11 protein-coding genes are annotated in these 16827 nt (G+C 48.5%); 10 read left to right on the top strand and 1 reads right to left on the bottom strand.

Annotated elements, in window-relative coordinates; translation table 11 throughout:
• Nucleotides 1-228 precede the first annotated feature (228 nt).
• From EP073_RS09930 to EP073_RS09910, 5 genes are all read left to right on the top strand, one after another.
• Entirely contained in the window at nt 229-2223 is a 1995-nt protein-coding gene (locus EP073_RS09930; RefSeq protein ID WP_164885331.1) for an ATP-binding protein, read from the top strand.
• 23 nt (nt 2224-2246) lie between these two features.
• Complete coding sequence (locus EP073_RS09925) at nt 2247-3461, top strand: HDOD domain-containing protein (RefSeq protein WP_128466993.1); 1215 nt, start codon at nt 2247-2249, stop codon at nt 3459-3461.
• Nucleotides 3462-3994: 533 nt separating this feature from the next.
• The gene (locus tag EP073_RS09920) at nt 3995-5101 is read left to right on the top strand and encodes a class II glutamine amidotransferase domain-containing protein (protein ID WP_128466992.1); all 1107 of its coding nucleotides are present in this window, start codon (nt 3995-3997) and stop codon (nt 5099-5101) included.
• Nucleotides 5089-6732, top strand: coding sequence for a glutamate synthase-related protein (locus tag EP073_RS09915; RefSeq protein WP_128466991.1), 1644 nt, complete (start codon nt 5089-5091; stop codon nt 6730-6732). Before EP073_RS09920 ends, EP073_RS09915 begins: the two co-directional genes overlap by 13 nt.
• 13 nt (nt 6733-6745) lie before the next feature.
• Nucleotides 6746-9073: an FAD-dependent oxidoreductase gene (locus EP073_RS09910; protein ID WP_128466990.1), complete on the top strand. Its 2328-nt coding sequence runs from the start codon at nt 6746-6748 to the stop codon at nt 9071-9073.
• Nucleotides 9074-9221: 148 nt separating this feature from the next.
• Here EP073_RS09910 and EP073_RS09905 read toward each other — a convergent pair whose 3' ends face one another.
• Nucleotides 9222-11453, bottom strand: a complete 2232-nt coding sequence (locus EP073_RS09905; RefSeq protein WP_128466989.1) for an NHL repeat-containing protein — start codon at nt 11451-11453, stop codon at nt 9222-9224.
• 340 nt (nt 11454-11793) lie between these two features.
• Here EP073_RS09905 and EP073_RS09900 point away from each other — a divergent pair, with 340 nt between their 5' ends.
• The 5 genes from EP073_RS09900 (at nt 11794) to phoU (ending at nt 16819) form a co-directional block, all read left to right on the top strand.
• Complete coding sequence (locus EP073_RS09900) at nt 11794-12807, top strand: PstS family phosphate ABC transporter substrate-binding protein (RefSeq protein ID WP_128466988.1); 1014 nt, start codon at nt 11794-11796, stop codon at nt 12805-12807.
• A 92-nt stretch (nt 12808-12899) separates the two neighbouring features.
• A complete protein-coding gene (pstC, locus tag EP073_RS09895; RefSeq protein WP_128466987.1) occupies nt 12900-14129 on the top strand; it encodes a phosphate ABC transporter permease subunit PstC in 1230 nt (409 codons plus the stop codon).
• A 13-nt stretch (nt 14130-14142) separates the two neighbouring features.
• Entirely contained in the window at nt 14143-15306 is a 1164-nt protein-coding gene (gene pstA, locus EP073_RS09890) for a phosphate ABC transporter permease PstA (RefSeq protein ID WP_128466986.1), read from the top strand.
• A gap of 57 nt (nt 15307-15363) precedes the next feature.
• Entirely contained in the window at nt 15364-16131 is a 768-nt protein-coding gene (pstB, locus tag EP073_RS09885; RefSeq protein ID WP_347338916.1) for a phosphate ABC transporter ATP-binding protein PstB, read from the top strand.
• A gap of 13 nt (nt 16132-16144) precedes the next feature.
• Nucleotides 16145-16819 carry a phosphate signaling complex protein PhoU gene (gene phoU / locus EP073_RS09880; RefSeq protein WP_128466984.1) on the top strand — a complete coding sequence of 225 codons (675 nt, stop codon included), beginning with the start codon at nt 16145-16147 and terminating at the stop codon, nt 16817-16819.
• Nucleotides 16820-16827 lie beyond the last annotated feature (8 nt).

The raw sequence follows: 16827 nt of genomic DNA, 5'->3' as shown, positions 1-16827 counted from the left end.
GGAAAAATGAATATATGCTTTTCCTCATGGAAAGTCACTTCAATTTTTTATAATAATGAAAATAAATATGTTATTTTAGAACGGGTATAACATTTAAGTTTTGTTATTATAAGCAATTATGTGTATTATTTATCATCAATGCCCGCACAGCAGGGTCATAGGGGTTTGTCGATGCCTTTTGAGAGGCTTTCAGCTTTTTCTGGAGAAATTTTTTACGAAACCGACCTTTTGAGGAGAATCATAAAGGTTTCCGGCGGAACGGAGCGTGTTTTAGAGTACTCCGCCGAGGAACTTACAGGCAGAACCATTGACAGCTTCTATAAATACCCTTCCGTCAGAAACGCTGTGGAGGATTCGATCTTAAGGGAAGGTCTCGCAGAGGACATTTCCGTAACTCTTGTCACACGAAACGGTGAGGAAGTGAATGCCACGGAAAGTATTTTTATAATACGGGACGCGGTGGGCAAGGCATCCGGCTTTGAAGGCATAATCCGCAGGGTCAACTGTCCCGACTACACATCGTTTTCCGGCGGAAGCGGCTACCAGAAGGTGCTGCAAAATGTCATAGACAGTCTTCCGGCGGCGGTATGCTGGAAAGACAGGGATCTTCGCTACACAGGGTGCAACCGCAGCTTTCTTGATCTTGCCGGAGCACACAGTGACGAAGTTTTAATCGGCAGGACGGACGAACAGCTCTTCACTGACGAGGAGTTTGACCGCTTCTCCAAGGGAGACAGGGAAATAGCCGCGGGCAGATGCTCCAGCTACAACTATGTTGAAACGGTTTACATAAAAACCACGGGCGAGTTCCGCTGGTTTGACATAACAAAAACAGCGGTGAGGAACGAGCGCGGACAGTTTGCCGGCGTGGTTTCCATTCATGACGATATAACAACATGGGTCAATGCCGAATTGGGCATACAGAACAGGCTGTGGTTTGAGCAGCAGATAATGGAGATCTCCGCCGGATTCATAAACCTCTCAGCAGAAGAGGTGGATTCGGGGATCAACAGCGCGCTGGAGAAGATAGGAACATTTGTGGACGCCGAGCGCTGCTGCGTTTTCAGTATGGACAGGGACAGCATGAGGGCGTCTGTCACCCATGAATGGACTGCGGCCGGTGTGCCCAGCCTGATGAAGAGAATGAAGTCTGTTTCTCTGCTTGAAATGGAACTTCTTATGGAAAAGCTTGCAGGCAGGGAGATAATTAATATAACATCTCTCAGCGGCTACAGAAAATGCTCCGAATACGAACGGGAATATCTGAACGCTCTCGGGGTTAAGTCGCTTATTATAGTACCTATGATTAAAGAGGGTAAATCCACAGGCTTCATGACTTTTTCATCCCTTGAAAAAGAGCGTGACTGGGATGACGACATAGTTTCCCTGCTCACCATCGTAAGCGAAATCCTCGTGAATGTGCTGGACAGAAAATACATGCAGGAAGAGCTGATGGAGCTTTATGCGCTGATGGAGGAAAAGGTCAGGCATGAAGTGGAAAGAAGTATGGAGCACAAAAAGCTGCTCATCCAGCAGTCGAAGCTTGCCGCTATGGGCGAGATGCTCGGCAACATAGCCCACCAGTGGCGCCAGCCTCTGAATGCGCTGAATCTGTCTTTTTTTGAGCTGAAATATATAAAGGACTCCGGCGAGCTTACCGATGACAAGCTTAAGGACATTCTGGACAGGGTGAACGCTCTCATCCAGCAGATGTCCGCCACTGTGGACGATTTCCGCAACTTCTTCAAGGAGAATAAGGAACAGGCGGAGTTTCTCCTCTCCGACTGTGTGAGAAAGGCGCTTTATCTTGTGCAGGCTTTCTTTGAGGAGCACAGGATAGATGTCGAGCTCCGGATTGACAGCGAACTCATGGTGAGCGGCTACCCGGGTGAGCTTGCGCAGGTGTTTCTCAATATTCTGAACAACGCCAAAGACGCGTTGACAGAGAAAAACGTAGCCGAACCGCAGGTTATTGTCCGTGTTTATTATGAAAACGGAAAAGCCGTGGCGGAGATAGAGGACAATGCCGGAGGGGTGAATGAGGGGCTTCAGGAGAGGATATTCGAGCCTTATTTCACTACCAAACCCGAAGGAAAGGGCACTGGCATAGGGCTGTATATGTCTAAAATGATAGTGGAAAACAGCATGCCCGGACAGCTTTCCGTCCGGAACACTGACAAGGGGGCATGTTTCCGCATCGAACTGCCCAGCATCCAGCAGTAGAATAAACCGACGAAAGGTAAAAAATGGCAGACACCATACTTATTTGCTCTGAAAGAAAGATTCTTAATTATTACAGCTCCATGCTTGAGATACTCGGGGTTGAGCATGAGGCATTCTCGTTTTTTACCCGCGGCTTCCGCAGACTTCTGGAAACGCGCGGCTTCCGCAATGTGTTCATTGTTCTGCTTGATAAAAACGAGTTTGTAAGCTTTTCCAAGCTTCAGGATCATATCAAAGACTCCACCCAGAGCATCTACATGATCCTTGCGGATAAAGAGCTTGATAAGTATTTCATGCACAAAAGCTATGAGATAATCTACCATAATCAGGTGATGCGTCCGTTTGAACAGATACTCGTCGCCGGCAAGGTGTGCAGACCCCTTGAGGCGGCCGCTTCGCAGAAGAGCAAGGAAGGTATTTTCGACTACATCAAAAAGGTTCTCAGCAAGGGTGACGTTATTCTGCCCATGAAAAAGGATATAGCCTTTCAGATGCTTCCTATTCTTGAATCGGACGATGTGACTATTCAGGAAATAGCAGTAATGTCCAGAACTGATCCGGGCATACACGCAGGGCTTATCAAACTTGCCAACTCCGTGCACTACAGCGGTCTTTTTACTGATATTAAGGATATTGAGAGCGCCATAGTGCGCATAGGCACAATGAATATAAAAATGTTCCTTATCAATTATATAAACGTTGCGCTGGCTTCCAATAAGGAGCTTATGTTTCATAATGAGATAAGCGAAGCGGTGGAAGAAAGCATAAGGGTGGGGTGCATTGCCCATGTTCTGGCGGATGTCCTTAAATTCTCAGGTAAAAAAATTGTTTTCTCTATCGGAATGATCCACCGCATCGGGTATATATTCCTTCTTGCTGTTCTGTCTGACTATTTGGAAGGAGAAACCATCGACGCCAAGGACAGCGAGAACTACAAGCGTCTGGCAGACCACAACTCGGTGAACGCAGGAATCGCTCTGCTTGTGAAGTGGAAGTTTAAGCCTGAGTTCTACATGCCTGTGCAGTTTCAGGACGAGCCCTTTAAATGCAAGTTTCAGAATGAAGCTAAGATACTGAAGATGTCCAAGATTCTCTATACCTATTTCCGCATTGCCGAGCCTGACATTGCCGCCACTTACCTTATGAAAAACCGGATAAACCTTACCAAAAGCCAGCTCGAAAAAATAAGAGACGGTTCCGATGAGTTTTACTTACAGACAAAAATGATATTTAACTGATTTTTTTTAAGCCTTCCTTATAATTGTTAATCCGTGCTTATCTTTCCCTCTTAAAACAAACAGTATAGTTTTGAGCTTTTTCAAATATCTGATAATAAATGCTAAAAATGAATTGTAATAAATGTGACAATGGTTTTGCGTTTTCAAATAATTTTTAAATTGTTTTTAAGAATTATTTTAATATCTCTTTTCATGCTTTAACCTTTGTTTCTAATTATTGACTTATCATTTGTATCATATTATAAGTTCATATGGCGGTAAAACACAAAGGGGAGATTTACCGTATTTCCGAAGCGGATCTCAGATCCGCAGCGACAAATTCAGACGCAGTTGATTAAGGGCAGCGGTTTATTTCAGAAAGCCCCGAAAGAAAAGGAAAGCTTCTCTCCGTAAAGTTTTATTCCGAAAGCGGTCTCAGTGTCCCACAGGTCATACGCTGTTTCGGCAGTCCGCCTTGTTGTTTATTTTATCAGGCTTAACGGTCTTATAAACTTAGAATGCAATGTAAATTGTTTTCATACAGGAGGCAGGATATGTGCAGAATAGGCGCTATCAAATCCACGGATTATGTTCATCCGTCAAAAGCCCTGCTCCTTATGCGTTCCCAGCAGAAGGGGCACGATAACTCAGGTTTCGCAATGGTTATGCAGGACTTGGGCGGCAGGTTCGCAGACTATAAGGATCTTCCCATTCTCTCCATGGCATGTACGGATAAGGGCATGGCGACTGCGGAGGATATTCTTCATAAAGAAGGCTTTGTAAGGGTTATGCAGTGGTCGCCGGAGATCAACTTCCGTGACGAGCTGAATATAGAGCCCATGCCCAATTATGTTTTTCAGGTGTTTCAATACCCCAGAAGCTTCAAGTACGCTCCTCAGGAGGAGAAGGAAGAGCTTCTGGTGGATATGAGGCTGAAGCTGAGAAATGTTCTTGAGGAGAATGACGACGGTTATGTGTATTCCTTCTGGCCGGATGTGATAACCCTCAAGGAGATAGGCGATCCGCAGGATATAGGAACCTATTTCGGACTCTGGAAAGAGGACAGGGATTTCACCGCAAAGGTGATTACCGCTCAGTGCCGCCAGAACACAAATTACGATATAGTGCGCTACGCGGCGCATCCCTTCTTTCTTCAGGGGTACACTGCGCTTGCCAACGGCGAAAACACCTTTTATGAAAAAAACAAAAACTTCCAGAACGGGCTCTACAAAGGCTATATAGGCTTTGAGTCCGATTCGCAGTGCTTTCTCTATACACTCCACTACATCCATAAAATACTCAAATGGCCTCTGGAATATTACAAGCACGCCATAACACCGCTTCCCTTTGAGGAAATGGCGAAAAGAGAGGACGGAGAGGCGCTTAAATTTATCCGCTCTTCCCTCTCAAACCTTGAGATAAACGGGCCCAACACCATAATTGGCGTTCTGCCGGACGGCACTCTGTTCAACACCTGTGATGCCAAGAAGCTCCGCCCGACGGTCATAGGCAGGCACAACGGCACAGTTGTCATGACCTCAGAGGTCTCAGGCATAAACGAGGTTCTTCCCGGCAGAAACTGGGAAGAGGATATATACACCAGCGAAAGAGAGACAGTTGTTATCACCAACAACCTTGAGGTGCAGAGATGGCAACAATGAGAGTGAACGAAATATCAAGGGACGACCTTGACTGGCAGATAAATTATTCCACCGAAAGATGCACTATGTGCGGAAGCTGTGTCGCCGCCTGTCCTTTTGAGGCTATAGAAGCCGGAATGGAAAAGCGCAGAAAGGTAGTGAGCGATTATCTTACTCCTGAGCCAAAGGTGGAGTTTAAGGCTGTACCTGTTATAAAACAGAAGGTGGATGTATATAAGTTCTGCCGCGGCTGCGGCGTATGCGAAAGGGTATGCCCGAACACTGCCATCAAGCCCGTGCGCAATGAGGACTCCAGATTCACCATAAAATACAGAAGCATCCTTGCCGACCCCTACAAAAGAGGCGGCAGGGCGAATCTTTCAACCGGTGTACGCACTCTGGACAAAATAAGAGTCGGGCGCATCAGCCAGATGACAGACCCCTCACTGGACGCCTCCAGACACACCTTCGACATGCTCGCCCCCTTCGGCAGGATTCTTCCGGCGGACCAGATTCCCTTTGTGCTGGAAAACGGCAAGCTGAAAATAGATTCAGGCGTGCTCCCGCCGATGAACTGGATATACCCTGTCATAATAGGTGACATGTCAATAGGCGCTCTCTCATGGAGAATGTGGGAGGCTATGGCGATCGCCACGGCTTATCTCAATGAGGAATGCGGGCTTCCCGTGCGCATGTGCAGCGGCGAGGGCGGCGTTCCCATCAGGCTCCTGAAATCAAAATTCCTTAAGTATACAATACTCCAGATAGCTTCCGGTCACTTCGGCTGGAACAGGATCATAAATACAATGCCCTATATGCAGGAGCTTCCCGGCGGTGTGCTGATCAAGATAGGTCAGGGCGCGAAACCCGGTGACGGCGGTCTGCTTCAGGCTAAGAAGGTGGCGAGCCACATTCAGGAGATCAGAGGCGTTCCGAAAACCGACCTCCTCAGCCCTCCTAACCATCAGGGGCTTTACTCCATAGAGGAGAGCGTGCAGAAGATGTTCCTCACGTTCAACTCTGCGTTCAAGTTCAAAGTTCCGGTGGCGATTAAGGTTGCCGCAAGCTCCACCAGCGTATCGGTTTACAACAACCTCCTCCGTGACCCGTACAACATTGTGGGCGGCTTCTTCCTTGACGGCATACTCGGCGGAACGGGAGCGGCTAATGAGGTTTCACTGGATCACACGGGGCATCCCATCGTTTCCAAGCTCCGTGACTGCTACCTTGCGGCGACGCATCAGGGCAAGCAGTCCCAGATACCTCTCTGGGGCGCGGGCGGACTGGGGCAGACGGGCAACCTCGCCGCGGATGCCTTCAAGATGATAGCTCTCGGCGCCAACGGTGTTTTCACAGGGAAGCTAATGCTTCAGCTTGCGGGCTGTGTGGGCAATGACCACGGCAAATGCAACGCCTGCAACACGGGTCTCTGTCCTGTTGGGATAACAACGCAGAACCCGACACTTGTAAAAAGACTGGATATAGACAGAGTCGCCGAAAACATTGTCAACTATTTCCTCTCAGTTGACAGTGAGCTCAAAAAGCTTCTTGCTCCCATCGGCAACAGCTCACTCCCTGTAGGCAGGTCAGACTGCCTGATCAGCGAGGACAAGGCTGTGGCGGACAGACTTAAAATTCAGTACGCATGCTAGAGGGGGTGGCAAAATGAGCGGAAAGGCGCATATCAGCGGAGTAAAAAACGATAAAAGGATCTCTACTCAGAACCTTCTTAAAGAAATATACAGCGGGCTTGATTCAGGCATCCGTGAATTTGACGTGGACGCCTCAGGTCAGCATAATATCGGCGGCGCTCTATGGGCGGAAAACGGCGAACACCTCACATTCAGGGTGAAAAACCCCGGTCAGAGGGCGGGTTCTATGGGGATGCCCGGAACAACCGTAGTCATTGAAGGCTCTGCCCCCGCTGACGTGGGCTGGCTTAACGCCGGAGCTGAGATAATTCTCAAAGGCGACGGCGGCGACACCACGGCGCACTGCGCGGCATCCGGCAAAATATACGTTGCGGGCAAAACCGGAACACGCTCCGGCGCACTCATGAAATACGACCCGAGATATACCGCGCCTGAGTTCTGGGTGCTGAAAAGGGTGGGCTCATTCAGCTTCGAGTTCATGGGCGGCGGCTATGCCATAGTCTGCGGACACGGTGTTTCAGAAGGAGAATCTGTCCTCGGCGACAGAAGCTGTGTCGGCATGGTTGGCGGAACAGTTTATGTGAGAGGGTTTGTCAGCGGTCTGTCTGATGAAGTATGGATGCTGGAACTGGATGACGCCGATAGGGAATTTCTCAGGGAAGGTCTCGGTGTCTTCCTCGGTAAAATAGATAAGCAGGAGCTTTACAGCGAGCTTTCCGACATGGCGCAGTGGCACAAAATCGTTGCTAAAACACATGAGGAAAGACACGAAGTCAGATATATGTCAGCAAGAGACTTCCGCCTGAAAAAATGGGTGGAAGGAGGAATCTTCGGCGATCTGGTTCAGGAAGATTTCAAGGTAACAGACTATGTGGAGACGGGAGCAAACAGGCTGCGCATTCCCGAGTGGCGCAACGCTAAATACTCCGCACCGTGTGAATATAACTGCCCCGTGTTCATCCCCACTCAGAAGAGGATAGCTCTTCTTCGTCAGGGCAAGGTGAAAGAGGCGCTGGAGCTTGTGCTTGAGCACAGCCCGTTCCCCGCGTCCGTTTGCGGTCAGGTCTGCCCGAACCTTTGTCAGGACGAATGCAGCAGGCTTCATGTGGATGTGCCTGTAAAAATAAAGGAAATGGGCATGCTCAGCAGGGATGTCACACTTCCCGCCGCTGCGGCCGATAACGGCTGCAAGGTGGCGGTGATAGGTGCGGGCGCTGCGGGTCTTACCGCTGGCTTCCACCTGAAAAGGATGGGCTATGCAGTTGATATTCTTGAGGCGGACAGCGTAATCGGCGGTAAGCTGATGCAGGTTATCCCCGAAGACAGGCTGGCGAGAGATGTTCTTAAAGCCGAAATAAAAAGAATACTGGACACAGGTGTGAACGTGAAAACAGACACCCGTGTTGATAAGGATATGTTCGCTGATCTCTGCGGAAAATACGATGCCGTTGTGGTTGCCGTGGGTGCTCACAATCCCGTGGTTATCCCGTTTGAAGGGCACGAAAGGCTTGTCAAGGGTCTTGATTTCCTCAAAAAAATCAACAGGGGCGAAAAACCGGCAGTGGGTAAAAAGGTTGTGGTGATAGGCGCAGGCAACGCCGCTATGGACGTTGTCATAGGAGCTTATCAGATGGGTGCGGAGGAAGTCACCGCTGTTGATATTCAGAGACCCGCAGCCTTTGAAAAGGAAATAGAACACGCCGAAAAACTCGGAGCGAAAATACTTTTCCCCAAATTTACCGATAAGGTGACCGACAAAGGCATACACTTTAAGGACGGCTCATTCATAGAGGCGGATACGGTTATAATCTCCATCGGCGACAGACCGGATGTCTCCTTTCTCGGCAGGGAATACCTCAACGAGAGGGGCATGACGCTGGTGAACGATTTCATGCAGTCTCCAGCGAATGAGAAGGTTTTCGTCACGGGAGACACGATAAAGCAGGGTCTCTTCACCCACGCTCTCGGCGATGGGCGCAAGGCTGCGATCAACATAGACAGGCTGCTCAAGGGCAGACCTCTGGATGCCTTCAAAAAGGCGCCTATGATTCCGCAGGACAAGGTTAAGGATGAGTTCTATCACCCGATGAATTCCACACGCCTTGAGGAGATGCCGGCAGAGGACGAAACCAAGCGCTGCATGAGCTGCGGCTTCTGCCGTGACTGCGGTTTCTGCCTTGACATATGTCCTCAGCAGGCGATAACAAGAACTGAGGCGGACGACAAATTTGAATATGTTTCCAGCGCCTCAAAGTGTATCGGCTGCGGCATCTGTGCAGGAGTATGCCCCTGCGGCGTATGGACTATGACGGACAACTTAATCAAATTTATGGAAAGCTAGATATAAACAGCCCTAAGGACGGCATTTATGCGTCATCCTCAGCGTATGCGGAAATCAGTACATTCTGTCTGATTTATATCGGCAGAAAAGAGGAAGCCGTTTGAGGCTTCCTCTGTCAGTTTTCGGTTTACCTAATTCCGTCTTTTTCTCAGAACGATACGTACATTAAGTACATATCGCCTGATCCGTCCCATGTTATAATGTCGACAAAATCATTCGGAGAAGCGGGGGGATTCAGTTCTGCCATCTGTGCAGTCCCGCCGTTTATTTCAATGAGATATGGCTGATAGATACTGCCGTTGTAATAAGTTCCTCCGACGTAAATTTTACCGTCTGCGCTGACATTTATACTGGATGTGTATGCCTCATCGGTTCCGGTAATTTCATCGGGCTGAGTCAGCAGTGAAAGTGTGCCGCCGCTCAATTCCGCAATGAATATTTTATCGTTGCTGCCGTCATAACAATCTCCTGTGACATAAACCTTTCCATTTTTGCCGACTGCCACCGAGTAAACTACGGAAGATTCCGCTCCGGCGATCTCGTCGTGCAGATCAAAGACAGTAACAGCTCCGCCGTTTATTTCCATAAGAAATGCTCTTGTGGTGTTGCTGCTGTCCCGATAATAGCCTGCGGCGTAGATTTTGCCGTCTGTACCCGCTACAATGACATTAACACGGGAAAAGGTTGCTCCAGTGAACTCGCTGTGCAGATCAGTGACTGTAACAGTTCCGTTATCAATTTCGGCAATAAACGCTTTATTGCTGCCGTCATCATATTGCCCTGCGGTATAAATTTTGCCGTCGCTGTCCAGCGTGACGGAGTGGGCGGCGGATGTTGCGGCTCCCGTGATTTCGCTGTGAATATCAATGATCGCGGCAGTGCTGCCGTCTATTTCCGCAACGAATGCCTTAGTATCGTAGCTGCTGTCATAGTAATATGCTGCGGCGTAGACTCTTCCATCATCTCCAACTGCCAAAGAGCGGATATAAATGTCCGTTGCGTCTGTCAACTGCCCGCTGAAGTCTATTAATTCGGTTTCACTTCCGCTTTTCCTGATAATTGCGGCTTTAGCACTCGATGTGCTGTAATCAGAGTATCCTATTCCCATATAAACCGTGCCGTTATCTGCCACAGCCATGGTATACGCATAGGTGTTCGCAAGTGCGTTATCCGGAACTTCCAGCGCAACAGACGCCGGAGTGCCGCTGCTTACTTCAAGAAGGTATGCAGTACTGCTGAAGTTGTCATGATGGTACCCCGCTATATGAACCTTGCCGCTGCTGTCTGCTGCTGCGGCATTGGCATGTGAATATGCTGCTCCTGTGAATAAGCTGTGTATGTCGGTGAATGCCGCGGTTCCTCCGGTGACAGTAACCAGAGCCGCCTGATTTCCGCCGCTGTTATCGATTGCCGCATAAACTGTTCCGTCATTGCCGACAGCGACTGAGTTTCCGCTGGAAATACCTGAACCCGTGATAGCGGCTGGGAGGATTATCATTGAAACCGTATCGCTGCTGTTTATTTCCGCGAGGAATGCCGTTGCCGTTGAATCGCTTCCGGTCAGATAAATCTTACCATTTCCGGCTGTCATGGCGTTGATGGTCGTTAAACCGGCAAGCTCCGCAGGAAGAGTGAGCTGTGAAAAGGCGCCTCCGTTTCTTTTCAGAAGAAAAGCCTTGTTGCTGCCGTCGTCATAGCCTCCCGCCATATAGACACTGCCGTCTGAAGCGACTGTCACAGCGTATCCCCGAGAGGTCAGCGCGCCGGATAATTCATCATGAATGTTGAGGAGTGTGGTGCTGTTTCCGTCTATTTCAACAAGAAACGCACGGGGGTCAAACATATTGACATAATATGTTCCTGCGGCGTACACCTTTCCGTCAGCACCGGCAACAACAGAACGAACGCTGGACTGCCCCGATTCCGAGATTTCTGTCGGCAGATCAAAAAATGTGATTTCAACGCCTTTTATTTCAATGAGAAGCGCCCTGTTGCCGCTTGTTCCCGTTATATACACCTTGTCTTCAGAGGCGGCAACCGAAAGGAGGTAAAGAGAATTGACATTGTGTTCAGCCAGAGCCGCCTCGATGTTTGTATCAAGCACTCCGTTGACCCACAGAGCGCCTTCCCCGACGGCGTACACATCTTCGCCGGATGTCGCCAAGCTGTTTATTTTGCCGTAATTATTCGAGTTGTACATTAACATTTCTGATACGTTATCTGTCCTGAAGCGGATACCCGCGTAGGTGGTGTCAAAAGCATACACCGAAGTCTCATCGCCTGCTCCCGGATCATTGTTTGACCCGCCTGATGATCCGTTGCAGCCGAACACAGACAGTGATAAAATAAATACAAATACCAATAACAGTTTTTTTCTCATTCCCTGCTCTCCTTACAAATCAGTTTTATTGACTTCAAAGTTTTTACGCACTATTGGTAAAAAATAACTAAGCATTTGCTGAGTTGATGATTTTTTAATATCGTCCGAATTGTGTATGCAGCCGGCATTACCGACAAATTTAGGATTCAATAATGAAAAGTATAATCACTATTAAATTCTACTTCCTGCCGTGTGTGTGATCAAGAGAAAGTGGTAACCTCTCTTACGAAAACAGAGCTTTTGCGATTTAACTTTTTTCTGACATTTCCGTAATCAGAACCTCACAAAAATAAACTTTTATATACCTGACCTAAGAAGTCATCTCACTCGGAGGTAGGAAATGAAAAAAACTATGAAGCTTATCGCAATTGCCCTTCTTATGACGGCACTTACTGCGGGTTTCGCATTCGCACGCGACCAGATCAGAATTGTCGGCTCTTCAACAGTGTTCCCTTTTTCCAGCTATGTTGCTGAAGAATTCGGCGCAACAACAAAAAGCCCCACTCCCGTTGTTGAATCAGTAGGTTCCGGCGGCGGACACAAGCTTTTTGCCGCAGGCGTAGGTCTTGATACTGCTGATATTACAAACTCTTCTCGCAGAATCAAAAAAAGCGAGCTTGAAGCAGATCTCAAGGCAGGTATAACACAGGTAATCGAAATAAAAATCGGTTATGACGGCATAGCAATAGCTCACAACAAGAGCGGAGCTGATTTCAGCCTTACACTCGCTCAGCTTGCGCTCGCAGTTGCTGAGGAAGTGCCTGTAAACGGTCAGCTTGTAAAAAACCCCTACAAAAAATGGTCTGATATAGATAAAAGTCTTCCCAACGCAGACATTCTTGTTTACGGTCCTCCCACATCCTCAGGCACTCGTGACGCCTTTGAAGAGCTTGTTATGGAAGGCGCTACAGGCAAAATCAAAGAATACGGCAAGCCCTACAAAAAAATCCGTCAGGACGGCGTTTATGTTCCCTCAGGCGAGAACGATAACCTTATAGTTCAGAGACTCGTTAAAGACAAAAACGCAATCGGTATCTTCGGCTACAGCTTCCTTCAGGAAAACGCCGACAGAATTAAAGGCGTGGCAGTCAACGGTGTTCTCCCTTCTCCTGAGAACGTTCTTAACAGCAGCTACCCCATATCAAGAAGCCTTTTCTTCTATGTTAAAGGCGATCACCTCGGCAAGGTAAAAGGCATGGAGCAGTATGTTGATCTTTTCCTTTCTGAGAAAATGATAGGCGAAGGCGGTTTCCTTACAGAAATCGGACTCATTCCTCTTTCTAAAACAGAAAGAGAAAAAGTCAGAGCAGACTGGAAAGCCCGCAAGGCTCTTTCTCTCAACGACGTGAAATAAGACATAGCATAAATAACAAGCAGAACGGATCGGATAGCTTTCCGATCCGTTTTGTTGTGTAAAAACATAAACTACATCGGAGCGCATTGCTGATGCTGATTACAATAATCATAATACTGGCGGTGCTGTCTGGACTGTCTTTCGCATACGGAGCTCACAGGGCAAAAGTATGGGAGGATTCAAAGCAGCGGCTAAGCTCAAGACCCGGTCACTACGCATGGTATGCGGTGATAAAGTTCACCGTTCCTTCATGGCTGCTTCTTTTCGCAGCGCTTTTGCTGAAAACCACTAAAATAGCGGTTATTTCGCCCGCCGTGGTTCTCGCCTGTTCCGCCCTGCTTGTTATTGCGGGATTCATCATCTCCTCCAAAAAGTTTTCGCCTCTTTTAAATGCCAGAGTGATAGTTGAGAAGCATATCAGATACCTGCTGATAGCCGCATCTCTTGTATCTATTCTCACTACAGTCGGCATTGTGTTTTCTATTCTTTTTGAGGCAATTATTTTCTTCAAACATGTGAACGTAATAGACTTCCTTACCGGAACCTCATGGAACCCTGACACGGCTTTCCTTGAAGGCGCCGGCAGAGAGTCTGAGCACGCAGCCAAGCCGGAGTTCGGTTCCGCGCCTATATTCGCCGGAACATTCATGATAACTCTTATCTCGCTTTCCGTTTCCGTCCCTGTGGGGCTGTTTGCGGCGATTTTCCTTTCGGAATACGCGTCAAACAATTTCAGAAAGGTTTTCAAACCCGTGCTGGAAATCCTCGCAGGTATACCTACGGTTGTTTACGGCTTCTTCGCCGCACTTACCGTGAGCCCTCTGGTTGTTAAGGTTGCCGGCTTCTTCGGTCTTCAGGCCGATTACACAAACGCTCTCGCTCCGGGTCTTGTGATGGGGATCATGATTATTCCCTTCATATCTTCCCTCTCCGATGACGTTATAAACGCCGTTCCCCAGAGTCTGAGAGAGGGCGGTCTCGCTCTCGGTACAACCAAATCCGAGACGATAAAACAGATTATTCTCCCCGCGGCGATGCCCGGGATAGTTTCCGCCATACTTCTTGCAGTTTCCCGCGCAGTGGGCGAAACGATGATTGTGGTGATGGCGGCGGGGCTTCGTCCTAACCTCACATGGAACCCTCTTGAAGGCATGACGACCGTTACGGTGCAGATAGTTGACGCACTCACGGGAGATCAGGCATTTGACAGCCTTGCGACTCTGTCGGCGTTCGGTCTGGGACTTGTGCTTCTGATATTCACATTTATCATCAACCTTGTCTCCACGTACATAGTACGCAGATACCGCAAGATTTACGAGTAAGGGGGGCGGGCTAATGGCTTATTTAAACGAACACGATAAGAAACTTAAGAAAAGATACGCTGCGGAAAAACGCTTTCAGCTTTACGGCAAGGCGGCGCTTCTGCTGGCGGTCGCTTTTCTTGTTTTCTTCTTTTATGATATGATAAAAACAGGCTATACGGCTTTCTCTCAGACTGAGATAAAAGCCGAAGTCACTTTCAATGAAGAGACTCTCCAGATGCCCAACAGGGCAGTCTCAAAGGCCGACAGGGATGTTCTTTCCAGAGGCTTTCTCCGCATTCTGCCTCAGGTAGTTGAGGAGCATCCTGAATATATGAACACCACACAAACTCTCTGGGTAGTTGCCAAGGGTGATGTTGACCAGTATATGAAAAACAAACCCAACAGGCTTAATGACAGAGAGATCGAGTACATAAGCAATCTCAGGGGTGCGGATAAGATACGCCTTGCGTTCAACACAGGCTTTTTTACCACCGGAGATTCCAAGATGCCTGAAATAGCGGGGATATACGCCGCTATGATGGGAACTATTCTGGTTCTTGTGGTTACCATGCTGCTCAGTGTCCCTCTGGGGGTTATGACCGCTATTTATCTTGAGGAGTTTGCGCCGGACAATAAATTCACCCAGCTTATTGAGGTGAATATCAACAACCTCGCCGCAATCCCCTCAATTATATTCGGTCTTCTTGGGCTTGCCATTTTCATAAACTTCTTTAACGTGCCGCGCTCCTCCGCACTGGTAGGCGGGCTCACTCTGGCGCTTATGACACTTCCCGTTATGATAATAAGCACAAGAGCGGCTCTGAGGGCTGTTCCCGAATCCATACGTCACGGCGCTTACGGTGTAGGCGCTTCGCCTTGGCAGGTCGTGTGGCATCATGTTCTGCCCGTTTCGATGCCCGGTATACTCACCGGATGGATCATCGGTCTTGCCAGAGCAATGGGCGAGACAGCGCCGCTTCTCATAGTGGGCATGATGGCGTATATTCCAGATGTTCCCTCAGGCGTGACAAGTGCTACAACGGTTCTTCCCGCTCAGATATACACATGGTCGGCAACGAGTCTCCGCCCTTATGTTGAAAGGACAGCGGCGGGCATACTGGTGCTGCTCACTGTTCTTCTCGCGCTGAACTTTACGGCAATCTGGCTCAGAAACAAATATGAACGCAAATGGTAATTCCGGAGGTTTAAACCTATGAGTATACAGGCGGCACCCGCTGAGAAAATCAAACAGATGAAGGACCTTAAAATGAAGATGTCCGTACGTGATCTGGACTTCTATTACGGAGACTTCAACGCTCTTAAAAACGTTAATATCGATTTCCCCGAAAAGCACGTTGTGGCTATGATCGGACCCTCCGGCTGCGGAAAATCAACACTGCTGCGCTGCCTCAACCGTATGAACGACCTTGTTCCCGGCATAAGGGTGGACGGAACCATACTCCTTGACGATATTGACATATACAACAGTTCCATAGATGTTGTGGATATACGCACCAAAGTCGGTATGGTTTTTCAGAAGCCGAATCCCTTTCCCAAAAGTATATATGACAACATAGCCTATGCCCCTAAGATTCACGGAAGAGTCAGAAAAGGGCGTGACATGGATGACCTTGTGGAGAACGCTCTCAGGAGAGCCGGTCTCTGGAATGAGGTTTCCGACAGGATGGACAATATGGCAACAACCCTCTCCGGCGGTCAGCAGCAGAGGCTCTGCATAGCACGGGCAATCGCAATGGAGCCTGATGTTCTGCTTATGGACGAACCCGCTTCGGCTCTTGACCCCATTGCCACAGCTAAAATAGAGGAGCTTATCTTTGAGCTGAAAGAGAAGTTCACCATAATCATAGTTACCCACAGCATGCAGCAGGCTGCAAGGATCTCTGAATACACTTCATTCTTCTACATGGGAGAGATGGTGGAGTACAACACCACAGAGAAGATATTCACCAACCCTGACAAACAGCAGACTCAGGACTACGTAACCGGAAGATTCGGTTAAGGGAGGATGCGAGATGAACAACGCTGAAATTCAGTATATAGCCCTAAAAGATAACCTGAACAAGCTTACCGCTCTTGTGTCCGGCATCGTTGAGGATGTGAGCGTTCTGCTGAACGGGTATGACGAGGAACTTGCCCAGAAAATAGTCAGCGAAGGCAAGGCGGCGCTAAGGCTGGAAGGGGAGACAAGCAAAGTGTGCATATCCCTTCTTGGTCTGTTTGAGCCGAAAGCGAGCGACCTCCGTTATGTTATATCATCCCTCAATATAGTGGGCGAACTGGAATCAATAGCTGATTACTGCACTGATATAGCCAAGGAAGTTATGCGCGCCGGCGGACCTCTTTATGAGTTCGACATGAAAAGATTCCCTAAAATGGTGAATGAAACCGCCAATATGATCAAAGACAGCATAGGCGCGTTCTATAAATGCGATTCGCAGCTCGCTCTCCGGATTATCGAAAGGGATGACAGGGTGGACAGACTCCACAGGAAAATTCTGAAAAAAGCTGTTGAAAACATGGCAGCATTCGGCGACAGGGCGGACAAAACCGTCTCCTTCATATTCATCACCAGATGCCTTGAGAGAGCTGCTGACCATGCCGTCACCATCGCCGAACATTCGTATTACTACGCCACCGGAAAGGTTATCAAAAATGTACCGGACGGAGAAATAAAGTCCGATAAATAATCTCAGGA

Source organism: Geovibrio thiophilus (assembly GCF_004087915.1).
Taxonomy (GTDB): domain Bacteria; phylum Chrysiogenota; class Deferribacteres; order Deferribacterales; family Geovibrionaceae; genus Geovibrio; species Geovibrio thiophilus.
This window is presented reverse-complemented; position numbering and strand designations above follow the sequence as displayed.